Source organism: Moorena sp. SIO3I6 (assembly GCF_010672095.1).
Genome location: NZ_JAAHHU010000017.1, coordinates 16,530 through 31,561 on the forward strand (window position 1 = coordinate 16,530; position 15,032 = coordinate 31,561).

Here is a 15,032-nt window from a genome sequence, read left to right on the forward strand (position 1 = left end):
TTCTTAATTCACCATTCTTAATTTCCCAAAAAAAACTTTTATAAAACCCTTGACAAAACTAATTATAATCATTACAATAATCACTATAAACCCGATGAGTTGGATTTTTTATTCATGTCACAAAAATTTTCCCGAAATTTCAAAAAACAACCTGCTCACCACGTCTTAAAAGGTTCTCGTGAAGCCGTAATCTATAGCATGCAGATGCTTTATTCCCTAGGCTATGCGGAGATTGCAGAATGGACTCCTCTGGAGAAAACTGATGTTCCCGGGGAAGTGATGACTACCATAACCAAGTATTGGCTGTTGCCATAACACCTTAACTTTCTGGGGGGGTTTCCCCCCCTTGGCCAAGTCACCTTTGGCCAATCCAATCTGATCACATCGGGTTAGAATTGGGAAGTTAGTGACATCGCGATTTCAACTGACTTATTGTGGATTTTAAATAGCCGTGGATAGTATTTCTACGGCTATTTTTTTGTAAGTATTTAGCTATCAGCGGTCAGTGGTCAGCGGTCAGTGGTCAGTGGTCAGCTTATTTTATTCAAAAGCACCGATTGCGCGTAGCAAATTAACTGTTCGCGTAGCGTGTGCGTAGCACATAAGCTGTTCGCGTAGCGTGCGCGTAGCGCATTAGCTGACGGCTGAATGCTTAGCTAATACCTATGATAATTGCTATAATTAAGGTTAAGTTTATAAAACTAAAACGCTGATGACAGGAAGTAATATTAGACAACAACTCTTAGACCATATTGAGGCATTACCTGGAGAAGAAGTCAAAACGATTCTCTTACAATGGCTAATTATCCCATCTAGTAACTTAGAAGATTTTGAAAAATTACTGACCAATCAATCCAACCAAATAACAGAAGAATCCTTTGATTACGGAGAGATAGACTCAGGATTAAATTTTCAACCTCTCACTGAAGAGGAAATGGTTCAGCAAAGTATATTAGCCCTGGAAGCTTATCGTCGTAATGGTTCCTCAGTAGATCATAACCGTGTGCGCGAATGGGCAGATAGCTTGACCTTGCTAAGATACTATTAGCCTTAAATGATATAGCATTTATCATAGTAATGAGGTACACAGTTTTTTTCCCTATTCCCTATTCCCTATTCCCTATTCCCTATTCCCTATTCCCTATTCCCTATTCCCTATTCCCTATTCCCTATTCCCTATTCCCTATTCCCTATTCCCTATTCCCTATTCCCTATTCCCTATNTCATCAAAATTTAGAGTTAGTAAGGGGGGAAAACAGATATCCTTGTTACTGTTCTATCTTTTGATTTCCTTAAGTGCCCATTAAATAAGCTGACAGCAGTCAGCGGTCAGCAGTCAGCTTAGATGGGTTTTTCCCAAGACTTTCAATTGGGTGCATCTCCTAAAAGCTGTTTGACCCATTGGTGCGTTACGGGACGGACTTTCCTAACACTGGCTACCGATAAAATGAGAGCTCGCCCGTCCCTAACGCACCCTACTGGACTGGCACAGCTAAAATAGTGCAATAGAAGGATCATTATTTGAGGTCAAAAAAATGGGAAGAGGTCGTAGAGATAAAGTGCTGCTGACAATCGAACAAAGACGAAGACTAGAAAACATCAGTCGCAATGGCTATGCTCCTGCCAAGAAAATCCTCCACGCTAGGGTTCTTCTGATGTGTGACGAAGGAGAACAAGCGATAGATACATGGACAGATGAAGGGATAGCCAAAGCTTTAAATCTACATCGAAATACCGTAGGGCGTATCAGAAAAAGATATCTGACCCAAGGAGAAGAACCAGCACTCAATAGAAGGTTAAGAAAGAAACCACCAACTCCGCCAAAAATAGATGGCGCGACAGAAGCCCAAATCATTGCCATGTGTTGTTCAGACCCTCCAGAAGGAAGAGCAGATTGGACGATTAGACTACTGACATCGGAACTGAAAAAGCGAAGAGTAGTCACAGAAATCTCTCGTGAAACGGTACGTCGCACTTTAAAAAAAACCAGCTACGTCCTTGGAAAGTAAAACGTTTCTGTATTCCTGAACGAGATTTGGCCAGATTTGTCGCCCAGATGGAAGTAATTTTAGACCTTTACTGTTCTGAGCATTGTCGAGATCAGCCATTGATTTGTATGGATGAAGCATCAGTCCAACTCCTAGATCATCTCTATAAACCGATTAAAATGCAACCTGGTCAAGACCAGAAAGAAGATTATCACTATACTCGTGAAGGGACACAAGCCCTGTTTATGTTTTTTGACCCTAATGCTGGATGGCGGCGAGTTAGCAATCGAGACCATCGGTCTCGTGTAGACTGGGCGGAAGAAATTCGCCAATTACTGGATGTTGACTATCCCCATGCTAGTAAAGTCAAATTAGTCTGCGATAATCTCAATACTCATAATATTGCTTCTCTTTATGAAGCTTTCCCGGCTGATGAAGCTCATCGTCTTGCCAGACGACTAGAAATTTATCATACTCCTCGTAATGGCAGTTGGTTAAATGTAGCAGAGATTGAACTAAGCATTTTAACCAAACAATGTTTAGCCCGCAGGATTTCTAGTCCTGAAAAATTGGAAAAGAAGTTAAAAGCTTGGGAACAAGAGCGAAACAAAACAGCCAGTCAAGTAATTTGGCATTTTTCAACCCCGGATGCCAGAGTCAAACTTAAACACCTTTATCCAGTGTTTGAAGATGAAGAGATGGCAGATTCTAATGCACCAAATTAGCTGTGCCAGTCCACTACCTAACTATTCTCTGCTCCCTACTCCCTACTCCCTGCTCCCTAAAAACATGTATACCTTACCTAATTGAAAACGGCTATATCAACGATTAGCCGTTCATAACAGCGTGTTCCTTAAATACCTCCAAAGGAATGTAATCAAGGGCTGCTTCATGGGTTGCTGACAAAATCACCGGTGGCGCAACCCCAGCATCCAGCGCCTCCTTCCAACGACTGAGACACAAACACCAATGATCTCCGGGTTTAAGACCAGGAAAACCATAGACCGGGGATGGTGTACTCAAATCATTCCCTCTTTGCTTAGTAAAAGAGAGAAACTCTTCCGTCATTTCTGCACAAACGATATGTACACCAACTTGACACTCCCCATGGCGCTTATGCCAGGGGATTCTCGGTTCAGCGAGCCAACTTGCTCAACCAGGTCGGAACCAAGCAGAGTAGAGGTCGAGTCTCCCCGAGCGTTTTGATAAGTTCCGGTGTGCCCCACCGTACCTAAGGCTCTCGTTAAGATGTTTATGGCGGCATTGTGATCACGGTCTAACTGACATCCACACTTGCAAACATGGGTTCGAGTGGATAATGACTTCTTGACCACTTCTCCGCAACTAGAGCAGTTTTGGCTAGTATAAGCAGGATTTACTGCAACAGTTATCCGACCAAACTTAGTGCCAAAGTGCTCTAGCCATTCCCGAAACTTGTACCAACCTGCATCATTAATAGATTTGGCAAGGCAATGGTTTTTAACTAAATTTTTAACTCTCAAATCTTCGTAGGCGACCAGGTCGTTAGACCGGATTACGCAACGCGCCAGTATCTTGGCATGTTCTTCACGCTGCCTACTTATTTTGAGGTGTGTCCTGCCTAGCCTATTAATAGCTTTCTTTCGGTTAGTAGAGCCTTTCTTTTTTCGGGAAACTCTACGTTGATGAAACTTTAAGCGTTTTTCGCCTTTGCGATAGAATCTAGGGTTAGGTTCTGAATATCCATCAGAGTCGGTGTAAAAGTCTTTTAGTCCAACATCCAGGCCAATGGTATATCCAGTAGCTTCCAGTTGTTCTGAATTGTCAATTTTTACGCAGAACTGAACGTAATACCCATCGGCTCTTTGTACTACACGAACTCGCTTGATGAGTTTTTGGTCGAAGCACCATAAGTCCCACGTACCTTTGAGTTTAACTTTTCCTATCCCTTTCTTGTCTGTAAACTTGATTGACTTTTTGTCGGGGGATAGTTTCCATCCTGATTGCTTGTACTCAACAGACCTGGAATGCTTCTTGAATTTTGGGTATCCTTTTTTTCCTGGGACTTTCTTCTTGCAATTGTCGAAGAACCGCTTAATAGCACGCTCTACATTCTCAACAGAGGCTTGACAAGCATGGCTGTTAAGATTCTTGACAAATTCAAATTCGTCCCTTAGTTGAGTGTTGTAGCGATAGAGTTCTTTCTTCCCTACTCCGCGATTGTCCATCCAGTACCGAAGCACTTTGTTCCTGACAAAGCGAGCAGTTCTAATAGCTTCATTGATTGCCCACTCTTGAGGCTTTTTCAACACAGCCTTGAACTCCATAACTAACACTTCAGTATCACCTCCTTGTCTTCTATCTTTACTTAATATTGTAGTCGGTTAGCTGAGATAAAAGTTCCCGAGCAGTTAGGGAATAAATTCCTGCTCGGGCTAACCCCATAAATAGAATTTAGGGGCTTGCGCCCTCAGGGTTTTCGGTCAGTTGGTCCTGTGTCACATTTTCCGTTCCGAAAAAATCCCGTCATCGGAGATGTGCAGCACACCTTTAGTGTTCCGCCAAGAACGTTTTTGGCATTGTTCATGATCCGGTAGTTAACTCTAATTACTACAATAATCTTGCTTATGTGTTGTGCTAGGATGGTGTTTGGAAAGCTGTCAAACACATCGATGGTGATGAAGGTTGAAGCTTGACATCTACGGTTTTGTAACCAGCTGTCATCAATAAATTAGTCACCACTAATTGCGCCCTTTGATTAGCTTGCTCTAGCACACCTTGCTGACAAGCAGTAGCCTGAATTTTTCGGAGGGTTTCCTGTTGAGCTAGCATCTGTAATTGAGGGGCAACATCGGGTCCAAGACCCAAAAATCCTCGGTTGTAGTCGTAGACCTGGGAACGGGTAACATCAATCTTGCTATCCAGTAATTGGGGTGGTGGCAACTGCACTTGGATCGAGTCATTGCTGATTTTGACATCATCCACGCTTAATTTCCCTAAATCAACCCCAGCTCTAACTTCCCCATAAGCAATGTAGAGTAATGTCGTTGACGCTAAGCGATATTGTCCTAAGTTTCTATCTTGACGAGTTGGAACAACTGCCTCCATGCTAAACACAGCAGTGGTCAATTCACTAACATTACGAACTTTATTAACCACAACGTTTCTCACATCCACCTCTGGTTCTGGCTGTGATAAGTTTAATTGTGATAAGTCGAATAGACCATTAACTTGTTCAAACAAGCGGGAGCTAGTGCGCCACATCACCACTCCTAAAATTAGCGTCGTGAGTATCATGCCCCCTGTGCTCATCAAAATCAAACCTCTAGGTATACTAGAGATAATGCTGAGTAACTGATGCTTTTGATGCTGACTTTTCATTTTTGTTTACCTTAAATATTATAGTCAGTTAGTTATTTTAAGTATTAACAGTTTTTTATTCCCAATCTATGCTATTATTTAATAATAATGAAATGCTATTTGGTGTCAAAAATCTATTTTAAAATTATCAAAGCGATATATAGCAATTTCTAGCCTAATGAGGTAGACAATTTTTTTTGCCCTATTCCCTATTCCCTATTCCCTATTCCCTATTCCCTATTCCCTATTCCCTATTCCCTATTCCCTATTCCCTATTAAAAACCGCTATACTTGTGCTTATCTACCTCAACCCAACGTCTAGTTTCATGAGACTCATGGGTTAAATCCATTAACATCTGGGAGTACACTCCTTCTTTGAGAGATAGTGTGGTAACGCTACCATTGTCAATGGCTTGCACCCAATAGTCAACCACCCGGATAAATGGCGCTAAACGACCATCGAGATAGGTTTCAGCACATGCTAGTCGTTGGGGAATTTCTACTTCCATCAGGGATTGACCGGCGGTGGCTGCCCACAGGCGAAATCCATGAACGTAGTCTTTGAGATTGTTACTGCCTAAGACTAAGGTACCGCGATCGCCATAAACCTCTACAAAGTGACCTCGCCCGTGATAGGTTACGGAACTAATAGTGAGTTGACAAGGGGTACCATCTGCCAATTCCAGTAATAACAGACAGGTGTCATCAGCATCTACTGGCTTAAGTAAATTGCTAGCGTTGGGGTCTGGTCGTGCTGGAATTGCAGTACTCAGTTGAGCACACAACCGCTGCACTGGTCCAAATAGCCAATGAATATAATCAAAGGCATGAGAACCAACTGCCCCTAGTGCTCCGCCACCCTTATCCTTTTGAGCATACCAGTTCCAGGGGCGTTCAGGATTAGCTCGGCTAGAGACTAACCAGTCAATTTTAATCAGACGCTTTTTACCCACATAGTCTTTTTCGAGATATTCCGCTAACAGCTGCCATGAGGGGATAAAGCGGAATTCAAAATCAGGTATAGCGACAACACCCTTTTCTGTAGCGAGTTGGTAAAGCTCCTGGGTTTCGGCTGCCTTTAAGGTCATCGGTTTCTCTAGTAGCAGATGTTTGCCTGCTTCTAGAACCATTTTCGCCATTTCGTAGTGCAGAAACGGGGGAGTACAGATGCTAACCGCTTCTACTTCCGGTAAAGCTAGGATGTCTTCTATGCGATCGCATCCATGGGGAATATCATATTGGTTTGCGATCGCATTTGCCTGATCCGGGTCGCGGTGATAGACAGCCACCACTTCCGTTCGGGAATGAGCGTTAAAGCCAGGGATATGGATTTTTTGTCCAAATCCAGTTCCAACTACCGCCACACCAATTGTCGGTAGCTGTTCAGTTGCACCTGTTGCAGAAAACTCAGCCATTGTAGACTATCTCGTGACTTATATTAGGGACTTATCGTAAAAATCGCAGGGTAAACGGATAACGGTAATGCCTACCATATTGAGCAGCGATTGAGGCCATAGTCACCAGCAGTGAATCAATGATTCCCAGGATACTAGCTATACACCATAACCAGAATTCTATGAGTTTAAACAGCTCCAACCAAGAGTCAGGGTCAAAATCTTTTATTGCACCAATTAGGATGAAAAACGCCCAGGCAAAGGCAGTAAATATGGTCAGGATAATGGTAGCGTAAAGGGTAATCGAGATTTGAAAATTAATAGATTCTTTACCGTGAACCTTTACAAAGCGGTATTTATTTCTCTTGTTTAACCAGATCATCAACGGGCCTGCCAGGTTAGCCAAAGGGATAGGTAGACCCATAATCAATAGGGGAATCCATAGCAGGGAGGATAGATGACACAGCATCCCCCAGATTCGAGCTTTCCTATCGTTCCGTGGCACTGTTACTTGATCCATAAAACTGACCCAAAACCGACATTACATCCCATGACTTTGCTCAAGAGTCTGGTTAAGCCATTATATTGTTTCACCGCCGTTGTTTTTAACTGCTTCAACCCAGGTAATTACCTGTTTAGCCAGATGAGTACCATCTAAGCGGTCAATTTCCCGGATGCCAGTAGGACTGGTGACATTAACTTCGGTGAGGTAGCCGCCGATAACGTCTATGCCTACAAAATATAAGCCATCTTGCTGCAGTTTTGGCTTGAGCAGGGAACAGATTTCTTCCTCTCGGGGAGTAATTTCCGTAGCCGCTACTCGACCACCCACAGCCATGTTACCCCGAAATTCCTTACCTGTGGGAATGCGATTTACTGCTCCAATCGGTTCACCATTCAAGAGGATAATCCGCTTATCTCCATCTTTCGCCGCAGGCAGATAAGCCTGAACCATCACTGGCTCACTACCCTGTTTAGTGCTAATTTCCACCAAGGAGTTAAAATTGCGATCGCTTGGCTGTAGAAATATAATCCCCTCACCAGCTTTGCCTCCCAGAGGTTTCAGTACTGCTGTCTCTTTTTCCTCCAGGAATTGCCGAATCACCGATTTATCCTGACTGACAATTGTCTGTGGCATCACCTCCTGAAACTGGAGGGCATACATTTTTTCGTTAGCTGTCCTGATGCCAGTTGGTGAATTAATCACCAACGTTTTATCTGGATTGATGTAGTCTAAGATATAGGTCGCATACAGGTAAGGTATAGTAACAGGCGGGTCTGTCCGCATCCAGACAGCATCCATCTCCTCTAGAGGTTTCAACAGAGCCTTACCAGTCTGGTACCACTGCTCGATGACGACCCAATGCCCGTCATCGAGTTTGGCTGGAGTTAGTTGCACAGGTTCTAGAAGCCCCCAAGCCTGACCCTGAATAACACTCAATTGTTGAGCCTGAGTGACCCAAACCTGATGACCTAATTCCTGTGCGGCTTCCATCAGCGCCACACTAGTATCATGACCGGGATCAAGTTTCGGGAGAGGGTCTATTATAAACGCAAATTTCACTGTTGAATTCCCCTGTCAGCCAATTACCCTATGCTACAGCAATCCTATTTGATTGGGTAACATACTGATCAAGATCTTGAACGGGGAACCGGTAACAGCGATTAAGGCAGATTAAGACAAAAGGCAAAAGGCAATAATAAATAAAGCCTTAAGGGAATCATGTCCCCCCCTTATTAAGCTCACAGGGGTAGGTTTTTAACAAAGACGTGAGGTGTGGGGTGTGGGGTGTGGGGTGTGGGGTGTGGGGGATAAGACAATATACTTAATTTGTCGTTGTCTTGATCCCAAGCGCGAGTGGGGGAAACCCCCGCAGGTCGGGCTTTGGTGCGCTGATCGAATCTAATTATTAAATCTTGATTGTCGCACCATTAGCATCGCTTTCTTATGCCCCACACCCGGTCACCCTACCCCCTACACCCCACACCTGAGGTCAAAGTAAAAAACCTACCCTTATGAGCCCTTAATAAGGGGGGTTAGGGGGGATCCTTACTCATAAGTGGGATCAACGCTATATAAACCGGATGAGATTATCACCTTTAGGATCCTATCCGTGTAGTGTTGACATCTCCCCCGGTTAAAACACGGGGGATTCTCAAAGGATGTTACGCGGTAGGGTAAACCCGTACCGCTTCACCCTTATGTCGATATAATTTAGACAGGTTAGTGAACAAATTATATCGATGTGGAACTGTCAAAATCCCGCTACCCACCTTGGCCAGGTCGATTGGCTGTGTGGTTACTTTACGGAGTATGTTAGCAGCGCCGTTCAAATCGGCGTTAATTAACTTTCCGGAGGCAGTCCTGTACAACCCACGCCTAACTCTTTTTCCTGAAGGGATCCATCCGCTGGGTTTTGCACCATGTTTTGGTAATGAATCACCGTCCAAGAAAGACGCTTTGCTTGTATAGGATTCTTCAGTGACAATCAGATTTATTCCATATTCAGGACAAAGCTGCTTTAACCTTTCAATTAGTCGCTTAGTAGGAATGGGGACAAACTGTTGGTTTCCTTTCTTTCCCATGTTAGAAAGGCTTTTCTGTCCTTCGTTCCAACCAAAAACCAAATTACCTATTCCATCATTTAGGCAACGATTAACGAGGAATCTAGCCGCTTTATTTATGGCGTCCCGCATCTGATTATTCCGCTTCAACTGAATTTTATCCAGATGGGAGTCCCAGTACTTTTCCGACTTTCCTGACTTATACTTAGCTACAAGGCGACAGTAACCTTGGTTCATTGACTTAAGCTTTCGACCGTCAATAATAAAGCTCTTTCCTAAGGTCGAAACGCAGGTTAGCCAGTTATCGCCACCATGGTCTATTCCAATCGCGTTAGAGTAATCAAGATTTGGATTATCAGTTACTGGTTGCTTTCTATCATCAATAACCCAATCTATCCATAGCTGTCCGTAGTAAGGACGAACGGTAACCTCTTTCACCCAATCAGGATCAATGAAATCTGGAGGAGATAATGCTATTTGAACTAATAATTCAGGCTTGCTTTCCTTGCTAACGGAGGGGTGAAACAAACCTTCTTTGTATATGAGGGCTTGCCGAGGGAAAGTCACCGCAGCAAAACCTCCAGACTTTCTATAGCGAGGGAACCTAGGTCTATCTACTTTTCCTTGGTAGTACAAACCCACTAGTTTGTTATAGCTAGAGTACGCTTCCCCTACAGTTTTTAAAGTTTGCTGTGCAGATTGAGCCGCCATCGCCTTATAGTGGGGCGACATTTTTAGAGCTTTGTCTATTTCAGGGTATTTAGTCGTACATTTGTAGGTTTTCCACCCTGCCCTTAGCTCATCTCCACGCCAGTAGGTAGTATAAGCTTTTTGTTCCTCAAGCCACTTGTAGTGTTTTTGTTTTGCATAGTAAACAGCGCAATTAAACAGGCTGTTAGCTTGCTGGCACTGAAACTCCCAGAACACTTTCTCTTCGTTTGAAAAGTTAGCTTTTATTGGTATCGTCTTGTACATTTGACAACCTCGACCCTTTTTTTATCAAACTACTAGTGTATACGTATGGTCTAGTAATTTCAAACAAAAACAGATCTAAATCTCAAAAAAGAATGAGAGGAATTCCTGTCTACTATGACGAGAGCAAAAAAACACACACTATCATGTTCACAGATACTGTGTGGAAGTGGTTGCAGCTTTCCGCGAAGGACTCAAACACCAGTGCCGGAGAGCTTATAGAACCTTGGGTTAGAAGCCAAATAGAGGACACGACTGGATAAATCCAGTCTCTCTTTTTCATCCCCCGGCTAAAGCACGGGGGTTCTCAAATTTCAGGAAGTTTTGATAGTGATCTAGTCGTGGGGTGTTCTTTTCCGTTGTGCTTTCCAAAGACTAGATGGTTACTCACCTCATAGTTAGCTTGCCTTGAGCAGGTTGTCTAACTTACCCTGAAATTCCAGAGTGTGAAGCTCATCACAGCCACCGATATGCTGGTCATTGATAAAAATCTGTGGTAATGAGCGTGCTCCATTTGCCCTTTGAGCCATCTTCGCCCGTGCCTGGTTATCACCATCAATAGAGTATTCAGTAAATTCAACTCCCTTCTTGTTTAGTAGACCTTTAGCACGGATACAGAAGGGGCAACTGCTCCAGGTGTAGATTTCAACGTTTGCGCTCATGCTTGGCGATAGTTTGTTAAGTAATGTTTCTTAAATTTTACCTTGGGGTTTAGCTTGGTGCAGATTCTTGAGGATTGGGCTACGTTACTTAGGCTAATAGGGGTCAAGGCTCAGTAAAGTAATGCCAAATCATAGACAGCCCAGCTCCTGATTACCTCAAGGCTGGGCTGTCTATTAGTTATAAGCGTTTGTTATATCTAGGGTCTTTATATAAGCTGACCCCATTTAAAAGGTTGGTCATATATAGGGTCTTTATATAAGCTGACCCTCTTTCCAACTGTTATCTATTGTGTCAGACAAATTTTGGTTTAGTAATTTTTATAATATTTTCTTTATATTTCAGTTTATGTTGATTTGTCAGGTTTGTTGAAGTTTTGTTGCATGGTGGTCAGGGAAACCCCTAAGGCTTGAGAGAACCACACTTCTAAATCACGCATTGGGTATAAAGACTTGCTCATCGCTGGGTCCCGTATTGGTTCTACAAGAATGGTGAACATTCCCAGTCGATTCCCAGCTAAGACATCAGTGAATAAGCGATCGCCTACCATTGCCACTTGGTCTATAGGTAGGTTCATCGCATCTACAGCTATTTTCAGCTTGCGTCGCGAAGGTTTGCGAGCTCCATATATGTAAGGCAAATCTAGGGAGGAAGCAATACGGCTAATGCGATGTTCACTGAGGTTATTACTGACCAGCCACAGGGAAACCATCGCTCTAGTTTGCTCTACCCACCGTTCAATTTCCTGAGAAACACGGGATTTCGTCACTGGTATTAAAGTCTGGTCAACATCCAAAACTAGACCTGACAGCTGATATTGCTGGAGAATATCTGGTGTCAGGTCTAAGATGGAGCCACCAAGGATTAAGTCAGGTTGTAACTTTGAGACCCAAGACATATTTAGTTAACTGATAAATTGAAAGTCGGTAACTCCTAGGGCGTAACTTTCCCCCGCACGGTCGGTAGCTGAGTAGGTCAATACCCAGTTTTTTGAGACCCTTATCCCCTAATATTAACATTGTCGAAAATTCATCCCCGACCTAAGAGGACGGGGTATTCTTTTCTCTCAACCTCCCCAGTAGATAAAGCTTTTGTGATCACTGGTTGTTGTAGTTTATTGTTTGGCTCGCCGTTCTCTACGGATGGCATTTTTAGCTGCTTCGTGTTCTGTTAGGGTTTTGCTAAAAACATGAGTGCCATCGTAACGAGCCACAAAAAACAGGTATTCGGTGTCTTCGGGATCAAGGGTTGCTTTCAAACTCCCTATTCCAGGACTGGCAATCGGGGTCGGCGGTAATCCTGGGTTGAGATAGGTATTGTAAGGGGAGGGTTGCCGCACTTGCTTGTAGGTTAGGGGCTGATCAGCAGTTTGTCGAATCCCCAATCCATATTCAACGGTGGGATCCGTTTCTAATCTCATCCCTCGCCGCAACCGTTCAGTAAAGACACCAGCAATGCGATCGCGTTCTTCAGCAACTACCGCTTCCTTCTCGACAATGCTCCCTAATGTTACCCAATCATTGATACTAAGCTGGGTTTTGTCCTGACCTTTTTGGTATACTGGTAAAGCTACCTGTTCAAATCGATTAAGCATTTGTTGGATGACTGTTTGTGGCGAGATGCCATCACTGGGTAACTTATAGGTATCTGGGTATAAATAACCTTCGAGATGAGGCAGCTCACTGGGCAACCAAGGATACTTATCCCAGGGGATTTTGCTACTAGCAGCGATAAAGTCATCAGCCGAGAAAAATCCTAGGGATTCAAAATAATCCGCCATTTGCTGAATCGACCACCCTTCCGGTATGGTGAAAGACAGCTGCATCACCTTCCCTTTCCAAATGGTTTCGGCGATTTTGGTCAGGGGTTGAGTTGGTGATAGTTCGTAAGTTCCAGCTTTAAACTCACCATCTCGGTCTACCAGCTGCCGCCAATGAGTCCACAGTTTCCAAGCATCGGCTGAGCGAATTAAACCAGAAGCTTCCAGATCTCTGCCTATTTGCTGACCTGGGGTTCCTGGGGGAATCTCGATTTTTACGAGGGTTGGAGCGACATCTTCGGCAGATTGTGCTTTAACGGGTGGGGATACCACCCAACTCCACCACTCCCAACCCTGCCATGCACAAATACCAAGGGTCGCTGGCAATAGAACGAAATAAAAAAACCTATTGGAGATGCTTTTGAGAGTTTTCATACTCTAATACACCAAAACATTAGTTTCCCCTGAATCGTTTAAGGGGTCAACCCGAGTTCAAGTCTCCTACTCGAGATCATCGAATAGCAGTTCTTCGAGCATTGGCTGAACTTGTTTAATTTCCTGTGTAGACAGTAACTCGGGTTGACCAGATTGGTTCGAGCGAGCAAAAAACAGGAGTGGCTCTACAGGCGTATAGATTCCATACTCTTGTTCTTTGTAATAAAAGCTCGCTAGCTCCTGTAGTTCCTCTGCTTCCATCGGAACATTATCGTCTTCAATTTCCAGGGTGAGAATGTCGTCTTCGTCCACTGGTGGCAACTCACCAGCAACAGTTAAGGTAAAAGCGGTGCGCTTGAGCTGAAGATTTTGCTCTGCCAGAACAGCTTGGGCGTCAGGGAATATCAAGTCAAGCTCAGCTTCATCTTCAACTAGAGAGGCATCAGCTAAGTCTTCATCATCATCCTCATCCCAAGCAACAATTTCTATGGGTGAGTCCACAGGTAACAGCAGAAGGTATTCACAACCCTCCAGCTCTAGGGAATGCTCAATGTAACATTCGAGAGTTTTACCGTTAGCGTCCTTCAGCGTAATGTCCCCTTTTGGAGATTCCCCATTTTCTTGGGGGGATTGAGATGAAAACATGGCACTTAATGTGTCTATTAGTGGTCAAGTGGTCGTGGAAAGAAATCCAACCTCCCTTTTGACAGTACGCTTTGACAGTACGCGACAGTACGCGACAGTAAGCTCAAGTGTAGACTGCTTCCCATCAGGATAGCACCAAAACCAACGAGGATAGTTCCAGCAGTTGTCTTTGAATGGGTTTGTCTATACTATTTCTACAATGATCGGCTTTCTATGAGCCTAAGCATTAGTTAACTATGGTATAGCTAAAAATTGCACATTCTTCAATCATAGCGAACGCGCCCCGCGTGACCTACGGTCAATCAGTTGTAAAAAAGTGTTGTTAGCAACCTATAAGTATAACTAATCAGTGGGACTTGACATTAGCATAAAAATGTGTTTGTCTAGGAAATCAGCTCAGCCAAAATGTTTTAGTGCCATGGGTTGCACCTCAAGTAGCGTGACCTACGGTCAATGCTCTTAAGGCCAAAGGCCACGCTACGCGAACAGAGTCGCTATCGGATGCTCTTAAGGCCAAAGGCCACGCTACGCGAACAGAGCCGCTACGGGAACGCATAATTAGCACTAGCAACCCCCTATCTTATAGCAGGAGTCCTCAATTTTGTAACAAATTATACTTAATTTCCCCGTAAACGGCTAGAGCTGTGATCCTGAGCAAGTATGAATTAGTAACTATAAACTATAAAGGATTAAAATCTAAGGGTGTTATTCTTAACAATACTCAGCACTATATTCAAGTTAATTAACAGAACTAACGACCCATAATTCGCTGCCGTCCAATTCTCAAGTACTCCCAAACTGGAAATTGATAAAATTCCATCACCAACCAGACAACGATTGCCAGATGGCATAAAAACGTTAACCCTACCCAAGCAGCTGGAAGCCAAGATACAGGACTATCTGGGGCAGGGGGAAACATATAAACGGCTGCCCCAATTAAGGTCGTTGGACAAACTACAAATGCCAAGGCTAATAACCAATTCACCCATCCCCATTCAACCCCCTCTAGATGCGCCCCTGTCCACTTTTTGCCATTCCAGTGCCAGGTCATTGGGGGCTGCCGATCGGTTATTTTGAGGATTTGCCTTTCGAGATCAGCAGTGAAAATGTGGCGGCACTCGTGACAGGCAAAAGCTTCCATTAACGATAAATTTTGAATCTGACCGACACGACAGACTGGGCAGGGGTAGACTCCCTGATAGTTCAAAGCCTTATACTTCACATTCACAGGTTGGGATGATTGTTTGGACATTTGTAGTCAGTCTAATCCTTTAT

Annotated in this window: 15 protein-coding genes and 1 pseudogene; 3 read left to right on the plus strand and 13 right to left on the minus strand. The window is 43.8% G+C overall.

The genetic code is table 11. The annotated features are described in order from the left end of the window. Positions 1-114: 114 nt before the first annotated feature. From F6K49_RS08145 to F6K49_RS08155, 3 genes are all read left to right on the plus strand, one after another. The gene (locus F6K49_RS08145; RefSeq protein WP_293021272.1) at positions 115-315 is read left to right on the plus strand and encodes a hypothetical protein; all 201 of its coding nucleotides are present in this window, start codon (positions 115-117) and stop codon (positions 313-315) included. 397 nt (positions 316-712) lie between these two features. Then, on the plus strand, positions 713-1,048 hold the full coding sequence (locus F6K49_RS08150; protein ID WP_293043674.1) for a hypothetical protein: 336 nt from the start codon (positions 713-715) through the stop codon (positions 1,046-1,048). A gap of 487 nt (positions 1,049-1,535) precedes the next feature. Next, positions 1,536-2,713, plus strand: a protein-coding gene (locus F6K49_RS08155) for an IS630 family transposase (protein ID WP_293095703.1) whose coding sequence is annotated in 2 segments (ribosomal slippage) — positions 1,536-1,977 and positions 1,977-2,713 — 1,179 coding nt in all. Because the reading frame shifts where the segments join, the coding sequence is not laid out codon by codon here. A gap of 103 nt (positions 2,714-2,816) precedes the next feature. On the opposite strand, the pseudogene F6K49_RS08160 reads toward F6K49_RS08155, so the two are convergent. From F6K49_RS08160 to F6K49_RS08220, 13 genes and pseudogenes are all read right to left on the minus strand, one after another. Continuing rightward, a pseudogene (locus F6K49_RS08160) lies at positions 2,817-3,080 on the minus strand (DUF2237 domain-containing protein); the annotation flags it as partial. Continuing rightward, a complete protein-coding gene (locus F6K49_RS08165; protein WP_293063822.1) occupies positions 3,053-4,303 on the minus strand; it encodes a transposase in 1,251 nt (416 codons plus the stop codon). The gene F6K49_RS08165 and the pseudogene F6K49_RS08160, both read right to left, overlap by 28 nt. 134 nt (positions 4,304-4,437) lie before the next feature. Then, complete coding sequence (locus F6K49_RS08170; RefSeq protein ID WP_364300532.1) at positions 4,438-4,554, minus strand: DUF2237 family protein; 117 nt, start codon at positions 4,552-4,554, stop codon at positions 4,438-4,440. A 50-nt stretch (positions 4,555-4,604) separates the two neighbouring features. Next, on the minus strand, positions 4,605-5,348 hold the full coding sequence (locus tag F6K49_RS08175) for a DUF4230 domain-containing protein (protein ID WP_293095706.1): 744 nt from the start codon (positions 5,346-5,348) through the stop codon (positions 4,605-4,607). A gap of 254 nt (positions 5,349-5,602) precedes the next feature. Beyond that, complete coding sequence (locus tag F6K49_RS08180) at positions 5,603-6,742, minus strand: Gfo/Idh/MocA family oxidoreductase (protein ID WP_293095709.1); 1,140 nt, start codon at positions 6,740-6,742, stop codon at positions 5,603-5,605. Positions 6,743-6,773: 31 nt separating this feature from the next. Beyond that, positions 6,774-7,241, minus strand: coding sequence for a DUF4870 domain-containing protein (locus F6K49_RS08185; RefSeq protein ID WP_293026201.1), 468 nt, complete (start codon positions 7,239-7,241; stop codon positions 6,774-6,776). 60 nt (positions 7,242-7,301) lie between these two features. Further along, positions 7,302-8,285: a glutathione synthase gene (gshB, locus tag F6K49_RS08190; protein ID WP_293095712.1), complete on the minus strand. Its 984-nt coding sequence runs from the start codon at positions 8,283-8,285 to the stop codon at positions 7,302-7,304. 602 nt (positions 8,286-8,887) lie between these two features. Beyond that, positions 8,888-10,261 (minus strand): transposase, encoded by a 1,374-nt coding sequence (locus F6K49_RS08195; protein WP_293095715.1) that lies wholly within the window; start codon positions 10,259-10,261, stop codon positions 8,888-8,890. Positions 10,262-10,656: 395 nt separating this feature from the next. Then, a complete protein-coding gene (gene grxC, locus F6K49_RS08200; RefSeq protein WP_293095718.1) occupies positions 10,657-10,920 on the minus strand; it encodes a glutaredoxin 3 in 264 nt (87 codons plus the stop codon). A gap of 344 nt (positions 10,921-11,264) precedes the next feature. Beyond that, positions 11,265-11,816 (minus strand): YqeG family HAD IIIA-type phosphatase, encoded by a 552-nt coding sequence (locus tag F6K49_RS08205; protein ID WP_293026207.1) that lies wholly within the window; start codon positions 11,814-11,816, stop codon positions 11,265-11,267. 216 nt (positions 11,817-12,032) lie between these two features. Beyond that, a complete protein-coding gene (gene mltG, locus F6K49_RS08210) occupies positions 12,033-13,112 on the minus strand; it encodes an endolytic transglycosylase MltG (RefSeq protein WP_293095721.1) in 1,080 nt (359 codons plus the stop codon). Positions 13,113-13,178: 66 nt separating this feature from the next. Then, positions 13,179-13,757, minus strand: a complete 579-nt coding sequence (locus F6K49_RS08215; RefSeq protein WP_293026211.1) for a DUF3727 domain-containing protein — start codon at positions 13,755-13,757, stop codon at positions 13,179-13,181. Between the two features lie 751 nt (positions 13,758-14,508). After that, positions 14,509-15,009, minus strand: a complete 501-nt coding sequence (locus tag F6K49_RS08220) for a hypothetical protein (RefSeq protein WP_293026213.1) — start codon at positions 15,007-15,009, stop codon at positions 14,509-14,511. Positions 15,010-15,032: the final 23 nt, after the last annotated feature.

Coding starts and splice junctions, on each gene's coding strand:
- F6K49_RS08175 (WP_293095706.1), bottom strand. CDS start 5,348: ATGAAAAGTCAGCATCAAAAGCATCAGTTACTCAGCATTATCTCTAGT.
- F6K49_RS08180 (WP_293095709.1), bottom strand. CDS start 6,742: ATGGCTGAGTTTTCTGCAACAGGTGCAACTGAACAGCTACCGACAATT.
- grxC (WP_293095718.1), bottom strand. CDS start 10,920: ATGAGCGCAAACGTTGAAATCTACACCTGGAGCAGTTGCCCCTTCTGT.
- F6K49_RS08150 (WP_293043674.1), top strand. CDS start 713: ATGACAGGAAGTAATATTAGACAACAACTCTTAGACCATATTGAGGCA.
- mltG (WP_293095721.1), bottom strand. CDS start 13,112: ATGAAAACTCTCAAAAGCATCTCCAATAGGTTTTTTTATTTCGTTCTA.
- F6K49_RS08220 (WP_293026213.1), bottom strand. CDS start 15,009: ATGTCCAAACAATCATCCCAACCTGTGAATGTGAAGTATAAGGCTTTG.
- F6K49_RS08195 (WP_293095715.1), bottom strand. CDS start 10,261: ATGTACAAGACGATACCAATAAAAGCTAACTTTTCAAACGAAGAGAAA.
- F6K49_RS08185 (WP_293026201.1), bottom strand. CDS start 7,241: ATGGATCAAGTAACAGTGCCACGGAACGATAGGAAAGCTCGAATCTGG.
- F6K49_RS08145 (WP_293021272.1), top strand. CDS start 115: ATGTCACAAAAATTTTCCCGAAATTTCAAAAAACAACCTGCTCACCAC.
- F6K49_RS08215 (WP_293026211.1), bottom strand. CDS start 13,757: ATGTTTTCATCTCAATCCCCCCAAGAAAATGGGGAATCTCCAAAAGGG.
- F6K49_RS08170 (WP_364300532.1), bottom strand. CDS start 4,554: ATGAACAATGCCAAAAACGTTCTTGGCGGAACACTAAAGGTGTGCTGC.
- F6K49_RS08205 (WP_293026207.1), bottom strand. CDS start 11,816: ATGTCTTGGGTCTCAAAGTTACAACCTGACTTAATCCTTGGTGGCTCC.